The following is a 17636-nucleotide window of genomic DNA, read 5'->3' as shown; positions in this document are numbered from 1 at the left end:
GTACAGGAATAACTTGACAATAGCTTGTTAAATATCCCCCGGAATAACACGCCCCGTGACGGCATTACGCTCGATTCAATACTCGAAATAATCGTCTAACCTGCTGTTTTAAATAACATCATTTATATTCTGCCGTGCTGTGGCGTTCTCCCGTAAGGCGCAAAACCGGCCTGACGAGCGGCAACCCGCTTATCCGGGGCCAAGGAAAATCAAGGCTTTGCGCAGATTTTACTGAAACCTGGGAATCTGCCGGCCAACGTTCACGGCAAAACGGGTAGAATGCCGCCCACGCAATGAGGGTTCTGGAAATGGCTTTAGTCGGGCGTTACAACAGTTTGCAAGTGGTTAAACACACTAACTTCGGTTTATATCTGGACGGCGGTGCCGATGGTGAGATTCTTTTGCCCAACCGTTATATCCCTAAAGATATTCCCAGCGAAGATGAAGACTGGCTCAACGTTTTTGTTTATCTGGACAGCGAAGACAAACTTCTCGCTACTACAGAAAAACCAAAAGTTCAGGTGGGTGAATTTGCCAGTCTGAAAGTTGTTGAAGTCAACAGCATCGGTGTGTTCCTCGATTGGGGGCTGCCGAAGGATCTGTTGCTGCCGTATTCCGAAGAAAAGCGTCAGATGACGGCGGGCGAGTATTGCGTGGTGCACGTCTACCTCGACAAACACACCCGTCGTATCACCGCCACCGCGCGGCTGGATCGCTATCTCGACAAGACCCCGGCCAACTACAGCCAGGGCCAGGAAGTTGATCTGCTGGTTGCCGAAGCCACCGATATGGGCTTCAAGGCGATCATCAACAACAAGCACTGGGGTTTGATCCACAAGAACGAAATCTTCAAGTTCATGCGCGCCGGCATGATCGAGAAAGGCTTCATCAAGGAAGTGCGCGCCGACGGCAAGATCAGCCTGAGCCTGCAACCGGTTGGCCAGGAAGCGGCCAGCAGCCTGAACTCGAAAATCCTCGCCAAGTTGCGCGAGAACGCCGGCACATTGCCGGTCAGCGACAAGAGCGATCCGGTGTTGATCACTAGCCTGTTTGGCGTCAGCAAAGGCAACTTCAAGAAGGCTATCGGTTCGCTGTACAAGGAAGGCAAGATCGTCATTCATGCCGATCGCATTGAACTAACCTGAGCCTTGCGTGGCCCATGTTTCATGGGCTTACTTGAGGTCGGTTAAATGAAAAAAGCGCTGATTGCCTATGTCGCCACGCTGGTGACGTTTCTGTTGCTCGACGGTATTTGGCTCGGCCTGCTGATGGCGCCGACCTATCGTGAGTTGCTCGGTACCCTGATGCTCGAAAAACCGCTGCTGGTTCCGGCAGCGGTTTTCTATTGCCTGTACGTTTTCGGGTGTGTGGTGTTTGTGGTGTTGCCGGCATCGAGTTGGCAGCGGGCAGCGAAGATGGGCGCGTTGTTGGGGCTCGTGGCGTATGGCACGTATGACCTGACCAATTGGGCGACATTGCGTGGGTGGTCGGTGCAGGTGACGTTGATGGATTGGGCGTGGGGGACGTTTGCCACGGCTGTGGCGTGTACTGTTGGTTTCCTGGCGGCGAAGCGACTGGACAGGTCTGGTCTGTAGTATTTGTTGAAAGAACCGGCCTCTTCGCGGGCAAGCCCGCTCCCACAGGGACCGATGTCGTGCGCAAATTCTGAGCTCGACGCCGAATCCTGTGGGAGCGAGCCTGCTCGCGATGGATGGCGCAGCCATCCGCCATTCCCCCGGTGACGTTACTGACGCCTCCAGAGTCTTTTTCAGACGGCTTTTTCTGCCTGACTGATTGATAATCCTCGGCACTGTTTTTGACCATTGGATGGCTGCCATGTTGTGTGTGTTCGAGGTGTTGCGGTGAGTGCCGAGCGGCGCAATGCCGACCGTTTTGCCTTGCAGGTGATGATCGGCCTGTGTCTGATCTGGGGCGTGCAGCAAGTGATGATCAAGTGGGCTGCACCGGATATCGCGCCGGTGATGCAGGCGGCGGGGCGGTCAGGGATTTCCGCGTTGCTTGTAGGCTTGCTCATCTGCTGGAAGGGTGGCTGGGATCAGGTCGGCAGCACTTGGCGCGGCGGTTTGCTGGCCGGTGCACTGTTCGGCCTGGAGTTCTTCTTTATCAGCGAAGGTTTGCAACTGACCACCGCTGCGCACATGTCGGTGTTCCTCTACACCGCGCCGATCTTCACCGCGCTGGGCGTGCATTTTCTGTTGGCCAGTGAGCGTCTGCGGCCCTTGCAGTGGCTGGGGATTGTGTTGGCATTCATCGGCATTGCGCTGGCCTTCGCCGGCGGTGTGTCGTGGGATAACATCGACCGTCGCATGTTGCTGGGCGATGCCTTCGGTGTGTTGGCCGGCGCCTGTTGGGGTGCGACCACCGTGGTGGTGCGCGCCTCGCGACTGTCGGACGCTCCGGTGACGCTGACCCTGTTCTATCAGTTGATCGTCGGCTTCATCGGCCTGTTGTTGATCGCGTTGTTCAGCGGCCAGATCACCCATGTCAGCCTGACCTCCGTGGCGGTGGCCAGTGTGCTGTTCCAGGGGCTGGTGGTGTCGTTCTTCAGTTATCTGGTGTGGTTCTGGCTATTGCGCCGTTATCTGGCGGCGAATCTGGCGGTGTTCTCATTCATGACGCCGCTGTTCGGGGTCACCTTCGGTGTGTTGCTGCTCGGCGAGCGACTGAGCCTGAACTTCGTCATCGGCGCGGTACTGGTGTTGCTCGGCATCACTTTCGTCAGCGCTGAGCAGTGGTTGCGTCGCCGTTTGCGCAAAGCGCTCGGCCAGTAGTAGTCGATTGCATCGCCAGGCCATCGCTGAGTTGGCCGGCGGCGCGGTGAGGAACCAGCCGCTGGCCGAAGCGTTCGAGGGTGCGACAACATGGCTCATGTGGCGCAAGGGCAGGGGGGGCGCCAATCTCAATGCATGGATTGAAGTGCAGCAGGCCGTCTATCCTGCGGCTCTGGCTGAAACCCGCGAAACGGCTTGAACCGATGGCAATGGATTCTGTTCTATTCAGTAACAGATCATTGCGGATTAGGCCGAGCATTGCGCAGGACTTCGGACTATTATCAGTGCGAGGCGACCTCAGAATTCCGGTCGCTCGGCACCACCCTGAAGGGGGCATTACGATGAAAGAGAAAATTCAGAATTGGCTGCATGATTTGGGTGTGGCCCTCGGCTTGATCGAACCGCCTCTGCAACCGGTACCGATTCGCACAGACGACGAACAGCGTCGGCGTCAGCAGCGTCGGCGGTAATGCCCCATTAATCGATCGAGAGATCGCAGCCTTCGGTAGCTCCCACACAAAACGGTGTGGGACCTGCCGAAGGCTGCGATCTTTTGCATTCAGTGCCGCGCGATCATCAGTAAAAACCGGCTCAAGTCATTCGCGGTCTTCGCAGTTTTGAGCAGGTGATCTTCTTCGGCGGTGAATGCCGTCAGTCCGAATTCATCCTCCAGATGAAAAATCAGATCCTCGATATCCGCTTTCTCCAGTCCCAATTGCACCAGACGGGTGTGGTCATCGAATTCGCGGTTTTCCAGCAGTCGGCGGATGAACCGATGCACGGCAGCACGCACGGCAGCTCTTCTCATGGCAGGCAGTTCTAGTCGTTGTTCTGCTTGATTACAGCAGGCCTCACTGATGTTGGCGCAACCATTCGTCAATCATCGAACGCAAATGCTCACCGGAAAAACTGCCGAAGTGTCCACCATGCACGGTACGGATCGGCAACGCCTGCAAACGTCGCAGACTGGTGGCGTAATCGTCCAGATTCGAATGGTAGGCATCTTCGATCAGCGGCCCGTCGTAAATGATGTCGCCGCTGAACAGTATTTGTGTCGTGGCTTCAAACAGGCTGATCCCGCCCGGCGAATGCCCCGGCGTGTGCAGCACCTGCAACGTGCGGTTGCCCAGATCCAGCACATCCCCGTCTTCGACAAACCCGGTCGCCGGTGCCGCTTTGACGCGGTATTCGGCGTAGCACAGCGGGCAATCCGGGTGTGCTTCGAACATGTCGTCGCCGACGAAGGTACGGCTCAAATCGTTTTCACCATCCGGCGCGGCAAGGATGTCGGCCTCGGCAGGGTGCACCAGCCGCTCGGCAAACTCGTGATGGCCTGCGATGTGGTCGAAATGGCAATGGCTGGCCACGGCCACCAGTGGCCGCTCGGTCAGCCATGGCAGTTGCTCGCGCAGGCTGACCAGCCCTGAACCGCTGTCGAGCAACAGATCCTTATCGCGGCCCTGAACGTGCCACAGGTTGCAGCGGTAGAACGGGCGGATGTACGGCTCGTGAATCAGGCGGATGCTGTCACTCAGGGTTTGCACTTCGAACCACTGATCGCGAGAAACAATCTTCATCAGTACATTCCTTAAAACGAAAAAAACGGGTGTGGCAACCGACGCCACACCCGTTGAAGAAAGCATCAAGTCGTTACATCAAAGCTTATAGCGCACTCGCCACCATCGCAGGGCGGCGCGAGAACAGGCTGACCAGCACGAAACTCACCAGGCTGATACCCAGGCTGTAATAGATCGGCGAGTTGGCGTCCATCCCGTCCTTGAACATGAAGATCAATGAGGTGGCGAAACCCAAGGTCATCGCACTGATCGCGCCAGCGGTGGTCGCGCGTTTCCAGAAAATCGCCCCCATCAATGGAATCAGCATGCCGCCGACCAGAAGGTTGTAGGCCAGGGTCAGGGCACTGATGACGTCATTGACCACTAACGCGATGCCCAGCACCGCAACGCCGGTCAACAGAGTAAACAGGCGGCTGACGGCCACGTTGGACTGTTTGCCGCCGCGCAGTTTCGGCAGCAGGTCTTCTGTCAGCGTGGTGGACGCGGCGAGCAGACCGGCGCTGGCGGTGGACATCATCGCAGCCAGTGCTGCGGCGATCACCAGACCCCGGATGCCGTCCGGCAGCGAGACTTTGACGATGGCGGCGAAGGCGTTGTTGACGTTATCCAGATCCGGGATCAGGACGTGTGCAGCCATGCCGATCAGGGCGCAGACCAGGCCGTAGATGATGCAGTAGATGCCGGCCGAAGTGCCGGCGTACTTCGCGACTTTCTCGCTTCTGGCGGTGAACACGCGCTGCCAGATGTCCTGACCGATCAGGATGCCGAAGAAGTAGATCATGAAGTAGGTAATGATCGTGTCCCAGCCGATGCTGGTGAAGCTGAAGCTGGCGGCCGGCAATTGCGCCACCAGTTGATCCCAGCCACCGACCCGGTACAGGCAGATCGGCAGCAGCAGGAACATCAGGCCGACGGTCTGGATCGCGAACTGGACGATGTCGGTCAGGGTCAGCGACCACATACCGCCGATGGTCGAATAGATCACGACGATGCCGCCACCCAGCAGCACGGACATCCAGAACGGCAGGCCGAACAGCACTTGCAACACGGTGCCAATCGCCAGGATCGAGGTCACGCCGATCATCAAGGCGTAGGCCAGCATGATGGTGGCGCTGGCGGTACGAGCCATCGGGTTGTAGCGTTTTTCCAGCACCTGGGTGACGGTAAACACTTTCAGTTTCAGCAGTGGCTTGGCGAGGAACAGGTTCAGCGCAACGATGCCGCAACCCAGTGCTGCGCACAGCCAGAACCCGGAAATACCGTGCACATAACCCAAACGCACGGTACCCACGGTGGACGCGCCACCCAGTACAGTCGCGGCCATGGTGCCCATGTACAGACTTGGGCCCAGGTTACGACCGGCGACCAGATAGTCTTCGTGGGTCTTGGCTTTGCGCATGCCGTAATAGCCCAGAATCAGCATCGCGGCGGCGTAGATGAGTACGACGATTAAATCCAAAGCCATGATGGCGTGTCTCCGATTGTCTTTTTTATGTGAGGCTGGAATCGATTTGCCCTTGTGGGAGCGGGCTTGCTCGCGAAGGCGTCGGCACATTCAACAGTGATGTGACTGACAGATCGCTTTCGCGAGCAAGCCCGCTCCCGCAGGGGTTATGTGTTTCTTCAGGCGGCCTGGCGCAACGACGCTTTAGCCGGCGTGTTTGCGCCCTGGCTTCGGGCATCCTGCGGGCCGAACACTTCGCGCGGTTCGGGGAACAGGCGCAGTAGCGTCAGGTACACCACCGAAGCCAGGCCGAGGGTGACCGGCAGGCTGATGTCGATGCCGCCGGCCATTTCACCCAGCGGGCCGACGAACTGTCCCGGCAGGTTGACGAAGCACAGGCCGACCGCCGCGCTCGGGATCCACGCGCCCAGACCGCGCCAGTTCCAGCCGTGCGTGAACCAGTAGCGTCCGCCTTGCTCGCCGCGCGTGAACACTTGCAGGTCGTCCGGGCAGTAGAAGCCGCGACGCACCAGCAGGCCGATGATCATGATCACCATCCACGGGGTGGTGCAGGTGATGATCAGCACAGCGAAGGTCGACACGCTCTGCACCAGGTTCGCCGCAAAGCGCCCGATGAAGATGAAGGCAATCGACAGCACGCCGATCAGCAACGTCGCTTTTACGCGTGACAGCACTCTTGGGAACACGCTGGACATGTCCAGCCCGGTGCCATACAGCGACGTGGTGCCGGTGGACATGCCGCCGATCACCGCAATCAGGCACACCGGCAGGAAGAACCAACTCGGCGACACTGCCAGCAGACCGCCCACATAGTTGTTCGCCGCGATGTAGTCCGGCGCTTTGATCGCGACGATGGTCGCGGTGGCCAGGCCGAACAGGAACGGGATGAACGTAGCGATCTGCGACAGCACCACCGCCGCCATGATCCGCTGCTTGGAGGTGTCACGCGGGATGTAGCGCGACCAGTCGCCGAGGAACGCGCCGAAGGAAATCGGGTTGCTCATGGCCACCAGCGCGGCGCCGATGAACGCGGCCCAGAAGCCGGGCTGACCGAGGCTGACCGTGCCGGCGTATTGCGCGTCGAAAGGAGCGGCGAAAGCGAAGGCGCCCAGCAGAAACAGCAGGCTGGCGCTCCACACCGCGATCTTGTTCACCCACAGCAAAAAGCGGAAGCCATAGATGCACACGGTCAGTACCAGGATCGCGAACAGGCCGTAGGCCAAGCCTAGGGTCAGGTCGGTTTCCGGCAAGCCTATCAAGCGTTTCGCACCGCCAATCAGCGCATCCCCCGAACTCCACACCGAGAGCGAGAAGAAGGCGATGGCGGTCAGCAGCGACAGGAACGAGCCGACGATCCGCCCGTGTACGCCGAAATGCGCACCGGACGACACGGCATTGTTGGTGCCATTGAGCGGGCCGAACAGGCCCATCGGTGCGAGGATCAGCGAGCCGAGCAACACGCCCGCGACAATCGCCCAGACGCCGGCCTGAAACGACAGACCGAACAGCACCGGGAAACTGCCGAGCACGGCGGTGGCAAAGGTATTGGAACCGCCGAAGATCATCCGGAACAAATCCGTCGGGCCTGCGGTGCGTTCGTTGTCCGGGATCTGTTCGACCCCGTGGGTTTCAATTTGCGTAAGGCTTTGGTCGTTGTTGTTGTTATTCATGATCTGCTCCGATCATAAAGGCGCGCGCATCGTGCGTGAGCGTCACCTGTTTGGCTAAGGGGATGGCAGCCCTTCCGGCATTGCGGATAAATGTTCATGACAGGCCAGCCAAAGGCCTTGTTGTTCTAGGCTTGACGCTTGTTTCTTGAAAACAATCGTCTCGCGCTCCTGGCTGAAGTGTTGCTCCCCTTGCATGCGCAGCTCGGTGGCCACGTCATGGATGAAAATCGCCACGTCACCTTGCAGGCTGACGAAGGCGTTGCTCGACGTGCACGAGAGCACCTCGAAGCCATCCTCGGCGCGCCAGTTGTCCCACAACGCCTGATAGGCGTCGCGCGACAGCAGCGGCTGTTGGAGGGTGTAGAACACGAAACTCGCATCAGCGCTGAACGCGCCGAAGTAAGCCTCGCGATCATTACGGGCGAAGGCGCACACCAGCTCGGCGGCCGCTTTCAGAACCTGATCACGTTCGTTCATGGCCAAACCCTCAGCGGTGGACCACGCCAGGCAGTACGCAGAGCATTTCGTACAGCAGGTTGGCGGCCAGCAGCGAGGTGTTACCGGTGGTGTCGTAAGCGGGCGAGACTTCTACCAGATCGCAACCGATCAGGTCGAGGTCTTGGCAGCCGCGAACGATTTCAATCGCCTGAATGGTCGTCAGACCGCCGATTTCCGGGGTGCCGGTGCCAGGCGCCCAGGCCGGATCGATGCCGTCGATGTCAAAGCTCAGGTACACCGGACCGCCGCCGACTTTCTCACGCACTTCGGCCATCAGCGGCGCCAGCGACTTGTGCCAGCAATCTTCGGCCTGCACCACGCGGAAACCCTGATCGCGGCTCCAGTTGAAGTCATCAGCGGTGTAACCCTGAGCGCGCAAACCAATCTGCACGACACGATCGCAGTCCAAAAGACCTTCTTCGACGGCGCGACGGAAGGTGGTGCCGTGGGCGATTTTCTCGCCGAACATGTGATCGTTGACGTCAGCGTGGGCGTCGATGTGTACCAGACCGACCTTGCCGTGTTTCTTGTGGATGGCACGCAGGATCGGCAGGGTGATGGTGTGGTCGCCACCCAGGGTCATCGGGATGACGTTGTGCTCGAGGATGTTGTCGTAGGCTTCTTCGATGATGCGCACGGCGTCGAGCAGGTTGAAGGTGTTGATCGCCACGTCACCGATGTCGGCCACCGACAGCGAGTCGAACGGCGCGGCGCCAGTGGCCATGTTGTACGGGCGGATCATCACCGATTCGGTGCGGATTTCACGTGGCCCGAAGCGGGTGCCGGGGCGCAGCGATGTGCCGATGTCCAGCGGCACGCCAACGAAGGCAACGTCCAGGCCGGCAGCGGTCGGTACATGGGGGAGTCGGAGCATGGTGGCGATGCCGCCGAAGCGCGGCATTTCGTTGCCGCCCAGTGGTTGGTGAAGAATTTTGTCCACGGGTAGGGCCTCATCGTCTTTGTTTTATTTATGTCGGCGCGCCGGCAGGCGGGCACCGCTGTGGGCCGATTCTGCGAAATGCAGGGGTGGGGAAGAATCGCTACGGGCAAATACTTAGTTCAGATTTTTCTAAACTAACGGCGAGGCTGAAGATAGACTCGTTGTCGTTCACCGGGGGAAGATGGCGCCTCAGTGGGAGCGGGCTTGCTCGCGAATACGGTGTGTCAGGCAACGTGGATGTTGGCTGGCCCGACGCTTTCGCGAGCAAGCCCGTTCCCACATTTAAGGCGTTTCGACAGGAACATGGAGTAGACATGGCCAACGCTTTACCCGACCTGAAACTGTTGCGCATCTTCGTCAGCGTGGTGCGTCATCAGGGTTTCGCCAACGCGCAGCAGGAACTCAACCTGTCGACCTCGGCGATCAGCACCTACATGAGCCAGCTCGAAGCCGCGCTCGGTCTGGTGCTGTGTCATCGCGGCCGTGGCGGCTTCAGCCTGACCAGCAAGGGTGAGCTGTTCCATCAGGAAACCCTGCGCCTGCTCGGCGAACTTGAAGGTTTCGAGCAGTACGCCGCCGCGCTCAAGGGTGAGCTGCGCGGCACGCTCAACCTGGGGGTGATCGACTCCACCGTCAGCGACAAAGCGCTGCCGTTCGCCGAAGCCATCGGCGCCTACAGCCAGGAACACCCGGCGGTGCATTTGCACCTGTCGGTGATGAGCCCTTACGAACTGCAACTCGGCGTGCAGGACAACCGCCTCGATCTGGCGATCGGCGCGTTCTCGACGCGCATGAGCGGTCTGGTCTACATGCCGCTGTACCGCGAGCAGCACTGGCTGTATTGCAGCAGCCGTCACCCGTTGTTCAACGAGCGGCGCATTCCCGAGCAAGTCATCACTCAGCAACGCATGGTCGGTCGCGGCTACTGGAGCCAGGCGGAACTGGCACGTCACGGCTTCAAACACAGCGCCGCCACCGTGGAAAGTATGGAAGCACAGCTGATTCTGGTGCTGTCCGGCGCCTATATCGGGTATCTGCCGGAACACTACGCTCAGGCCTGGGCCGACAAGGGCGATTTACGCGTGTTGCTGCCGGCGACTTTCGGTTATCAGGCGCCGTTTTCGATGATCATGCGCCGTGGCCGTAGCCGTGAGCCGTTGATTCAGACGTTCCGCGATTTGCTCAAAGCCCAGCTCAATCAGGCATAGCTCGAAGGAAAAAGAAATATGTCCAGACCCCAGTGCCCGCGCTGCCTGCGCCCACAAACCCATTGCCTGTGTGCGCTGATTCCGCGTCTCGACAGCCGCACGCGGGTGCTGTTGTTGCAGCATCCGAGTGAGGTCAATCATGCGTTGAACACGGCACGGCTGGCGGCGCTGGGTTTGACCAATGCCGAGCTGATCGTGGGTGAGGTGTTTGAGGATTTGCCGACCCTGTTGAATCAACCGGGGTATCGGGCGCGGTTGTTGTTTCCCGCCGAAGATGCGCAGCCGATGCAGGCTTATGGTGAGTCCGATCAACCGCTGTTGCTGGTGGTGCCGGACGGCACCTGGCGCAAGGCACGCAAAATGCTCCATCTCAATCCGCTGCTGGCGGCGTTGCCACGGGTGACGCTGGCAGAGGGCGGGGTGTCGCGCTATCGGTTGCGCAAGGCCCCAGGGCCGGGAGCCTTGTCGACGGTTGAGGCGATTGTGCAGGCATTGCACACGCTGGAGGCGCCGGCCTCTTTCGAACCGTTGCTCAAGCCGTTTGAAGCGTTGATCGAGGGGCAGATAGCGGCGATGGGGGAGGAGACCTTTCAGAAGAACCATGGCGAAAGATAGGTGTTGATAATGCCGGCCTCTTCGCGAGCAAGCCCGCTCCCACAGGGGGAACGCATTCCAAAATGTGGGAGCGGGCTTGCTCGCGAAAGCGTTAGAACAATCACCGCAAATCTCAAAAATGACTAGCGTTCGCGCATCGCCTCGGTTCGGGCCTTGAGCACTGGTTTGAGCAGGTAATCCAGCACACTTTTCTCCCCGGTAATGATGTCCACCGTCGCCACCATCCCCGGGATGATCAGCAGGGGTTTCACATCCCCGCCCAAATGGTTTTTATCGGTACGCACCTGAATCAGATAGAAGCTGTTGCCCTTGTCATCAGTGATGGTATCGGCGCCGATCAACTCCAGTTTCGCACTGAGCCCACCGTAGATCGTGTAGTCATAAGCGCTGAACTTGACCATGGCTTTCTGACCCGGATGGAGGAACGCGACGTCTTGCGGACGCACCTTGGCCTCGATCAGCAGGTTGTCTTCCAGTGGCACGATTTCCAACATGTCGCTGCCCGGTTGGACCACGCCGCCGATGGTGTTGACCTTCAATTGCTTGATCACCCCGTGTACCGGTGAGGTCACGGTGGTGCGGCTGACGCGGTCGTCGATGGCGATGCTGGTTGCAGTGATTTTCGACAGGTCGGTGCGTTTTTCATTCAGCTCTTTGGCGGCTTCCGAGCGGAAGGTCTGCTCCGATTCGTCGATCTTGCTGCGGATCTCGGCAATCGCCGATTCCGCACGGGGAATCGCCAGCGTCGTCGCATTCAGCGAACCACGGATTTCCACCGCACTACGCTTGAGCCGCAGAATCTCCACGGGCGATACCGCGCCGGCCTTGACCAGTGGCTCGGACATGTTCATCTCTTGTTGCAGTAATGACAGGCTTGAACTGAATTGGCCTTGCTTGGAGCGGAACTCCGCCAGTTCCTGAGTTTTCTGCCGCAACTGTTCGCTCAAGGTGCGCTGTTCGCTGGCCAGTCGGCGCTGGCGTTGTTCGTACAGCGAGCGCTCGTCTTCGGCCACTTGCGGGGCCTTGGCGATGACCTCTTCGGAGAGTTTGAAGGGCCGACCTTCCGATTCCGCGGCCAACCGTTCGACCTGTGCGGTCAATGCATAACGGTCGACTTCGCTTTCGCCCTTGTTCGATAAAAATCGCGTGTCATCCAGACGCAACAGGGTGTCGCCCTTGTTCACCATCTGGCCTTCGCGGACGAAAATCTCGGTGACGATGCCGCCCTCAAGGTTCTGAATCACCTGAACCTTGCTCGACGGAATCGCCTTGCCTTCGCCCATGGTCACTTCTTCAAGCACCGCAAACTTGGCCCAGACCAGCGCGCTGATCAGCAACCCCGCTGCCAGCCACACGGTAATCCGCGACCAGCGCGGCGAATCCTGCAACGAGGCGCCGGCGGTTTCCGGCATGAAATCGGCTTCGGCACTTTTGCCGAAACTGTCGAAGTAGCCGCGTGATTTGCTATCTGAAGAAGCAGACATGGGGCAACTCCTAGACCGCCGCCGAGCCGACACGGCCCTTGCGCAGTGCATCGATGACCGCTTCTTTCGGACCGTCGGCGACGATCCGGCCGTTGTCCAGTACCAGCAGCCGGTCCACCAGGCTCAGCATCGAGGTGCGGTGGGTGACCAGCAGCAGGGTTTTGCCTTGTACCCAGTTGTGCAGTTTCTGACGCAGAAGGTCCTCACTGCTGTTGTCCATGGCGCTGGTCGGTTCGTCGAGCAGCATGATGGGCGGGTCGAGCAGCAATGCCCGAGCGAGTAATACGGCCTGGCGTTGACCGCCGGACAGCAACTGCCCGCGCTCGCCCACCGGGCGGTCAAAACCCTGCGGATGCTGACGGGCGAGTTCGGTGACACCGGTCAGTTCGGCCACTTCAAGCATCCGTGAATCGCTGACGTAGCGCGCGCCGAGGGTCAGGTTGTCGCGCAGGCTGCCCGCCAGCAGCGGCAGGTCATGGGCGACGTAACCGATCTGCTGGCGCAGGTCGGCGACATCCAGTTGCCGCAGGTCAAGGCCGTCGAGCAGCAACTGGCCTTCCTCCGGTTCGTAGAACCCCATCACCAGCCGCGCCAGGGTGCTTTTGCCTGAGCCGCTACGGCCAATGATGCCGACCCGTTCTCCGGGCTTCAGGCTGAAAGTGACGTTGCTCAGGGCCGGCGCATTCTGGCCGTTGTAGTGAAACGTCACACCGCTGACGTCCAGTGCGCCTTGCAGTTGCGTACGCTCCAGCGGTCGCTGTTTGCCGTCGCGCTCCTGTGGCAGCGACATCAGCGCGTCGGTGCTTTTCATGGTCAGTTGCGCTTGCTGGTAGCGAGTGATCAGCCCGGCAATCTGCCCCAGCGGTGCGAGTACGCGGCTGCCGAGCATGTAGGTTGCCACCAGCGCCCCGACACTGAGGTTGCCGGCGATGATGCTGTAGACCCCGGCGACAATCGTCGCCATCCCCGAGAACTGCTGAATGAACAGCGTGCCGTTGGTCGCCAGCGCCGAGAGGTTGCGCGCATGGCTGTCGAGGCGGGTGAGGGCGCCGTGTGTGCTTTCCCATTTGTGCTGGCGCTCGCTTTCGGCGCTGCAAGCCTTGAGGGTTTCCAGGCCGCCGAGGGTTTCGATCAGCAGCGCTTGACGCTCAGCGCCCAGGCTCAGGCTTTTTTGCACCGTGTCGCGCAGACGCACCTGAATGACCATCGCGAAGACGATGGTGATGGGGAAGGCCAGCAGCGGGATCATCACCAGCCAACCACCCAGCAGGCCGATGACCACCAGCATCAACACCACGAAGGGCAGATCGATCAGGCTGGTCAGGGTCACCGCCGTAAGAAATTCGCGCAGGCCCTGGAAGTCATGAATGCTCTGGGCAAAACCGCCGATGGTCGCCGGCCGAGCCTTCATCGACATGCCGGTGATGCGCTCGAATAAAGTCGCGGAAAGGATCACATCGGTTTTCTTGCCGGCGGTATCGAGCAGGTGCGCGCGCACCACCCGTAATACCAGTTCGAAACCGGTGCCGATCAGCAGACCGATCGACAACACCCACAGGGTCGAGGTGGCCTGATTGGGCACCACGCGGTCGTAGGTCTGCATGACGAACAGCGGCACCATCAGGCCTAAAAGGTTGATCAGGAAACTGGCGAGAATTGCATCGCTGTACAACCATTTCGACAGCTTCAGGGTGTCGCGAAACCACGCATGCACCCGTGGCACCAGCGGTGAGCGCAGGTCTTCGAGTTCATGCCGAGGCCGGGCGAACAAGGCCTGGCCACTGTAGTGTTCGCTGAGCTCTTCGCGGCTGACCCATTGCTCGCCGCCATCGGCTTCACTGGGCAAAATCAGCGCTTTGCCGTCGTCGCCGAAACGCCGCAACACGGCGGTGCGACCGTCGTTGAGCAGCAACAGAAGCGGCAGGTTCAGCGGCGAAATGTCGTTCAGGTCTCGCCGCAACAACCGTGCCTGTAACCCGGCCCGGGCGGCGGCGCGGGGCAGCAGATCCAGGCTCAGGCGTTGTTTGTTCAGCGGCAGACCGGCACTCAGGCTGGCGCGACTGACCGTCGCGCCATGGAGTTTGCAGAGGATCAACAGACCGTCGAGTAACGGATCATCGAAGCTCAGCCGCGGATCGACCCCGGAATGGCCGGGTTCCATGCTGGTCATATTGATCGTTCCCCTGTTACCGCTTCATTGGGCTTATTTCAGTTCAGGCAAGCGCGCTTCGTTTTTCACCTCGGTCGCAGCGATCGCGTCGGCAGGCAGCACCACCCGTTGTTTGCTCAGCAACTGACCCATGTTCGCCAGCACGCGGTACATAGAGTATTCCTCGGTGTAACGGATTTCGGTGTAGCGGCGGTTGGCGTTGTAAAGCTCGTTTTCACTGTCGAGCAAGTCGAGCAGGGTGCGTTGGCCGAGGCCGAACTGGTCCTGATACGCGGCGCGCACGCGTTTGGTGGTTTCGGCGTATTCGCGGGCGGTCGGGGTTTGTTTCTTGGCGTTGACCATGGCATTCCAGGCCAGGTGAATGTTCTCGTTGAGCTGGCGCAGGGCGTTGTTGCGGATGTCCATGGCCTGATTGATCTGGTGTGCATCGGAGGCCAGTCGTGCCTTGTCGCTGCCGCCGCGGAACAGGTTGTAGTTCATCACCACGCCCACGCGCCATTCGTTGTCGTGGCCCTGGTCACCCTGCACGTTGTTGTTCGCGCCCACTGCCGCTTCCGCGTCGAAGCGAGGGTAGAACGGCGATTTGGCCACTTCGTACTGGCTCTCGGCCGACTGCACATCGGCCTGTGCGGATTTCAGATACGGGTTGTTCTCGACCATGCTCTGCTGGGCTTCCGGCAGGGTGGTGGGCAACTCGCCGCGGGTCGATGCCGGCGCTTCCAGCTCATCGGGCATGCGCCCGACCACGCTGTAGAAATTCGATTCGGCGTCGGCCAGATCGACCTCAGCGGTATCGAGGTTGTTTTGCGCCAGTGCCTTACGGGCACCCGACTGGTCGGAGTCGGCGGTGCTACCGACGCCGCGCTCGGTGCGCAGGCCAATCTGGTCGTTTACACGCAAGTGCGCCTGCAGGTTGTTGCGGGCCAGGGTCACCAGTTCGCGGCGCTTGAGCACTTCGAGGTAAACCTCGATGGTGCGCAGAGCCAGATCCTGAGCGGTGCCCTGCGCGTAGTAAGCGCGCGAGTTGGACACGCCTTTGGTGCGTTCAACCTCGTTGGCGGTGTTGAAACCGTCGAAGAGCATCTGCCGCAGCCGCAATTCGGACTGCGTGTAGTTGAGGATCGACGTGTGGTGGTTACCCAGCGCCCGGGTATTGGTGTTGTCGCTGTAGCCGCGCCCGTAGGAGGCGTTCAAATCGACGGACGGGTAGAAACCGCCCTTGGCGACTTTGATTTGTTCATCCGCAGCCAGGCGTGCATCCACGCGTGAAGCCAGTTCCGGGTGGGTGGCGATGGTACTTTGGATCGCCTCGGTGAGGTTCATGGCCTGAGCTTGAGAAGTGCAAGCCATGGCCAGCAAAACCGCGCTGCAGAGGGGGGTTAGAACGCGCATGGGTGCATCTCCCTGATTCCTGATGGTGTCTTACTGTCGCCAAAAATTTGGCGGTATTTTTAGCTATAGGCGTTTCACTCTTGTAACAACAGAGCTAAGAACATCCTGAAGCGTAGCTAAGAAAAAATTTTCATAAGGCTTATGCCGAAAAAAACTTATGCGCTTTGTAAAAACCGGCACATTGTTCAGGTCGAAAGCCTTTGTTTTATGTGCTTTAGGGAGCGCGAAAAGGCTTGAGGAAAGTTCCATTCACTTTGCGACATACGGCGAAGTACTGCTGAAGGGGAGGGACGCGTAGCGGTTGATGGGCGACAGATTTTTGTCACCTTGGTGATTCACCACCGTTACGTAGCGTTAGTCGGTGTGCTGCTTCAATCGGGGTTTGCAAGTGCTTGATAGCACTGAAGTTTCCGCTTGAGGCGTCACCGGCCAAACGAACTGTCGAGGGTGCGAGCGTCGCCCCGGCAACCCGATTGAGCCATGGGCTGCTTCGCGAACCAGTGCCGACGGTGGTCGGCAGCGGAGGAATTCACATGGCAACGCTCATTGGTATCGTCACTAAAGTCATTGGTCAGGTTTTCGCGCAAGGTACTGACGGCACTCGTCGTGCCTTGGTCGAGGGCGACCGCTTGTTTGCTGGCGATCAACTGATCACCGGGGCCGAAGGCGCCGTCGCCGTTCATCTGCAAAATGGCCAGGACTTGACCCTGGGCCGCGACAGCAGCCTGACCATGACCGGCCAATTGCTCGCCGATCAGGCCGCCCATGTGAACGCGCCGGAGGCTGTGACCCCGAGCGAAGCGCAACTGACCGACGTCGAGCAGATCCAGAAAGCCATCGCCGCGGGTGACGACCCGACCAAAACCGCTGAAGCCACCGCCGCTGGCCCCAACGCCCCGGGCGATACCGGTGGTGCAGTGGGCGGCGGGCACAGTTTTGTCTTGCTGACGGAAGTCGGCGGGCGGGTTGATCCGATCATCGGTTTCCCCACTGCCGGGTTCGATGGCATTCCCGAATTTCCCGAAGTACGCCAAAACGCTGTGATCGATAACGGCGATGGCACGCCCGCGCCTGTCGTGCCGCCCGTCAACAACCTTGTGACCCTCACCGGCCTCGCCGTGCCCGGGGGCGAACTGACCCTCAACGAAGCCAATCTGCCAGACGGCTCGGCGGCCAACGCTGGCGCGCTGACCCAAAACGGAAGCTTCACGGTAACGGCACCGGATGGTTTGAACAGTCTGAACATCGGCGGCATCAACGTGATCAGCGGTGGGGTGGCCGTCGGTTTCCCGCAGTCGATCACCACGCAACTGGGCAACACCCTGACTATCACCGGTTACAACGCGGCGACCGGCGTGGTCAGTTACAGCTACACCCTCAATGGCAACGACACCCACGCGACGGGTGGCGGCGCCAATAGTCTCAGCGAACAGTTCACCGTGATCGCTGGCGACAGCAATGGCGATACCGCGACCGGTACGCTGGACATCAACATCATCGACGACGTGCCCAAAGCGTTCGATGACAGCAACGCGTCGACCGCCTCGGAAACCTTGCTCACGCTGACCGGCAACGTCCTGAGCAACGACGTGCAAGGCGCCGACCGTGTACCCACCGGGCCGGTGACGGCCGGTACATTCACCGGCACCTACGGCACGTTGGTATTGAACGCCAACGGCACCTACACCTACACGCTGAACACCAGCGACGCCGACTTCAAAGCCTTGCACGGCGGCGGCAACGGCACCGAAACCTTCGCCTACACCATCACCGATTCGGACGGTGACACCAGCACTGCGAATCTGGTTTTGCAGATCCACAACAA

General features: G+C 59.8%; 17 protein-coding genes. 8 read left to right on the top strand and 9 right to left on the bottom strand.

Annotated elements, in window-relative coordinates:
- Positions 1 to 308: 308 nt before the first annotated feature.
- The 5 genes from K5E40_RS29135 to K5E40_RS35200 all read left to right on the top strand — a co-directional run bounded on the left by K5E40_RS29135 (position 309) and on the right by K5E40_RS35200 (position 3262).
- Positions 309 to 1145, top strand: coding sequence for a S1 RNA-binding domain-containing protein (locus tag K5E40_RS29135; RefSeq protein ID WP_221733693.1), 837 nt, complete (start codon positions 309 to 311; stop codon positions 1143 to 1145).
- A 45-nt stretch (positions 1146 to 1190) separates the two neighbouring features.
- Positions 1191 to 1595 carry a DUF2177 family protein gene (locus tag K5E40_RS29130; protein ID WP_221733692.1) on the top strand — a complete coding sequence of 135 codons (405 nt, stop codon included), beginning with the start codon at positions 1191 to 1193 and terminating at the stop codon, positions 1593 to 1595.
- Between the two features lie 267 nt (positions 1596 to 1862).
- Entirely contained in the window at positions 1863 to 2792 is a 930-nt protein-coding gene (locus tag K5E40_RS29125) for a DMT family transporter (protein ID WP_221733691.1), read from the top strand.
- Positions 2793 to 2799: 7 nt separating this feature from the next.
- Positions 2800 to 2991 (top strand): hypothetical protein, encoded by a 192-nt coding sequence (locus K5E40_RS29120; RefSeq protein ID WP_409339154.1) that lies wholly within the window; start codon positions 2800 to 2802, stop codon positions 2989 to 2991.
- A 142-nt stretch (positions 2992 to 3133) separates the two neighbouring features.
- Positions 3134 to 3262: a PA1414 family protein gene (locus K5E40_RS35200; protein WP_007914492.1), complete on the top strand. Its 129-nt coding sequence runs from the start codon at positions 3134 to 3136 to the stop codon at positions 3260 to 3262.
- 89 nt (positions 3263 to 3351) lie between these two features.
- Here the strand turns inward: K5E40_RS35200 and K5E40_RS29115 are convergent, their stop codons facing one another.
- The 6 genes from K5E40_RS29115 to speB all read right to left on the bottom strand — a co-directional run bounded on the left by K5E40_RS29115 (position 3352) and on the right by speB (position 8942).
- Positions 3352 to 3600 (bottom strand): acyl carrier protein, encoded by a 249-nt coding sequence (locus K5E40_RS29115; RefSeq protein WP_221733690.1) that lies wholly within the window; start codon positions 3598 to 3600, stop codon positions 3352 to 3354.
- A gap of 43 nt (positions 3601 to 3643) precedes the next feature.
- The gene (locus tag K5E40_RS29110) at positions 3644 to 4369 is read right to left on the bottom strand and encodes an MBL fold metallo-hydrolase (RefSeq protein ID WP_221733689.1); all 726 of its coding nucleotides are present in this window, start codon (positions 4367 to 4369) and stop codon (positions 3644 to 3646) included.
- 85 nt (positions 4370 to 4454) lie between these two features.
- Entirely contained in the window at positions 4455 to 5834 is a 1380-nt protein-coding gene (locus K5E40_RS29105; protein WP_221733688.1) for a sodium:solute symporter, read from the bottom strand.
- A gap of 158 nt (positions 5835 to 5992) precedes the next feature.
- Positions 5993 to 7504: a cytosine permease gene (locus tag K5E40_RS29100; RefSeq protein ID WP_221733687.1), complete on the bottom strand. Its 1512-nt coding sequence runs from the start codon at positions 7502 to 7504 to the stop codon at positions 5993 to 5995.
- Between the two features lie 54 nt (positions 7505 to 7558).
- Positions 7559 to 7981 (bottom strand): nuclear transport factor 2 family protein, encoded by a 423-nt coding sequence (locus K5E40_RS29095; protein WP_221733686.1) that lies wholly within the window; start codon positions 7979 to 7981, stop codon positions 7559 to 7561.
- Positions 7982 to 7991: 10 nt separating this feature from the next.
- On the bottom strand, positions 7992 to 8942 hold the full coding sequence (speB, locus tag K5E40_RS29090; RefSeq protein WP_221733685.1) for an agmatinase: 951 nt from the start codon (positions 8940 to 8942) through the stop codon (positions 7992 to 7994).
- A gap of 314 nt (positions 8943 to 9256) precedes the next feature.
- On the opposite strand from speB, the gene K5E40_RS29085 reads away from it, so the two are divergent.
- Both K5E40_RS29085 and K5E40_RS29080 read left to right on the top strand, forming a co-directional pair.
- Positions 9257 to 10150: a LysR family transcriptional regulator gene (locus K5E40_RS29085; protein ID WP_090282283.1), complete on the top strand. Its 894-nt coding sequence runs from the start codon at positions 9257 to 9259 to the stop codon at positions 10148 to 10150.
- Between the two features lie 18 nt (positions 10151 to 10168).
- Positions 10169 to 10765 (top strand): tRNA-uridine aminocarboxypropyltransferase, encoded by a 597-nt coding sequence (locus K5E40_RS29080; RefSeq protein WP_221733684.1) that lies wholly within the window; start codon positions 10169 to 10171, stop codon positions 10763 to 10765.
- Positions 10766 to 10887: 122 nt separating this feature from the next.
- On the opposite strand, the gene K5E40_RS29075 is transcribed toward K5E40_RS29080, so the two are convergent.
- From K5E40_RS29075 to K5E40_RS29065, 3 genes are read right to left on the bottom strand one after another with little or no spacing between them, the layout of a single operon-like run.
- Positions 10888 to 12249 (bottom strand): HlyD family type I secretion periplasmic adaptor subunit, encoded by a 1362-nt coding sequence (locus tag K5E40_RS29075; protein ID WP_221733683.1) that lies wholly within the window; start codon positions 12247 to 12249, stop codon positions 10888 to 10890.
- Between the two features lie 10 nt (positions 12250 to 12259).
- On the bottom strand, positions 12260 to 14419 hold the full coding sequence (locus tag K5E40_RS29070; RefSeq protein WP_221733682.1) for a type I secretion system permease/ATPase: 2160 nt from the start codon (positions 14417 to 14419) through the stop codon (positions 12260 to 12262).
- 33 nt (positions 14420 to 14452) lie between these two features.
- The gene (locus tag K5E40_RS29065) at positions 14453 to 15811 is read right to left on the bottom strand and encodes a TolC family outer membrane protein (RefSeq protein ID WP_221733681.1); all 1359 of its coding nucleotides are present in this window, start codon (positions 15809 to 15811) and stop codon (positions 14453 to 14455) included.
- A gap of 533 nt (positions 15812 to 16344) precedes the next feature.
- On the opposite strand from K5E40_RS29065, the gene K5E40_RS29060 reads away from it, so the two are divergent.
- Positions 16345 to 17636, top strand: a 1292-nt coding sequence (locus K5E40_RS29060; RefSeq protein WP_221733680.1) for a retention module-containing protein, incomplete at its 3' end; no start/stop codon positions are given.

Source organism: Pseudomonas baetica (assembly GCF_019733355.1).
GTDB classification, from domain to species: Bacteria; Pseudomonadota; Gammaproteobacteria; order Pseudomonadales; family Pseudomonadaceae; genus Aquipseudomonas; species Aquipseudomonas baetica_A.
The sequence above is the reverse complement of the archived record's forward strand: the minus strand, read 5'-3'. Positions and strand labels throughout refer to the sequence as shown.

Coding starts and splice junctions, on each gene's coding strand:
- K5E40_RS29080 (WP_221733684.1), top strand. CDS start 10,169: ATGTCCAGACCCCAGTGCCCGCGCTGCCTGCGCCCACAAACCCATTGC.
- K5E40_RS35200 (WP_007914492.1), top strand. CDS start 3,134: ATGAAAGAGAAAATTCAGAATTGGCTGCATGATTTGGGTGTGGCCCTC.
- K5E40_RS29105 (WP_221733688.1), bottom strand. CDS start 5,834: ATGGCTTTGGATTTAATCGTCGTACTCATCTACGCCGCCGCGATGCTG.
- K5E40_RS29085 (WP_090282283.1), top strand. CDS start 9,257: ATGGCCAACGCTTTACCCGACCTGAAACTGTTGCGCATCTTCGTCAGC.
- K5E40_RS29070 (WP_221733682.1), bottom strand. CDS start 14,419: ATGACCAGCATGGAACCCGGCCATTCCGGGGTCGATCCGCGGCTGAGC.
- K5E40_RS29135 (WP_221733693.1), top strand. CDS start 309: ATGGCTTTAGTCGGGCGTTACAACAGTTTGCAAGTGGTTAAACACACT.
- K5E40_RS29110 (WP_221733689.1), bottom strand. CDS start 4,369: ATGAAGATTGTTTCTCGCGATCAGTGGTTCGAAGTGCAAACCCTGAGT.
- K5E40_RS29095 (WP_221733686.1), bottom strand. CDS start 7,981: ATGAACGAACGTGATCAGGTTCTGAAAGCGGCCGCCGAGCTGGTGTGC.
- K5E40_RS29115 (WP_221733690.1), bottom strand. CDS start 3,600: ATGAGAAGAGCTGCCGTGCGTGCTGCCGTGCATCGGTTCATCCGCCGA.
- K5E40_RS29065 (WP_221733681.1), bottom strand. CDS start 15,811: ATGCGCGTTCTAACCCCCCTCTGCAGCGCGGTTTTGCTGGCCATGGCT.
- K5E40_RS29075 (WP_221733683.1), bottom strand. CDS start 12,249: ATGTCTGCTTCTTCAGATAGCAAATCACGCGGCTACTTCGACAGTTTC.
- K5E40_RS29100 (WP_221733687.1), bottom strand. CDS start 7,504: ATGAATAACAACAACAACGACCAAAGCCTTACGCAAATTGAAACCCAC.
- K5E40_RS29130 (WP_221733692.1), top strand. CDS start 1,191: ATGAAAAAAGCGCTGATTGCCTATGTCGCCACGCTGGTGACGTTTCTG.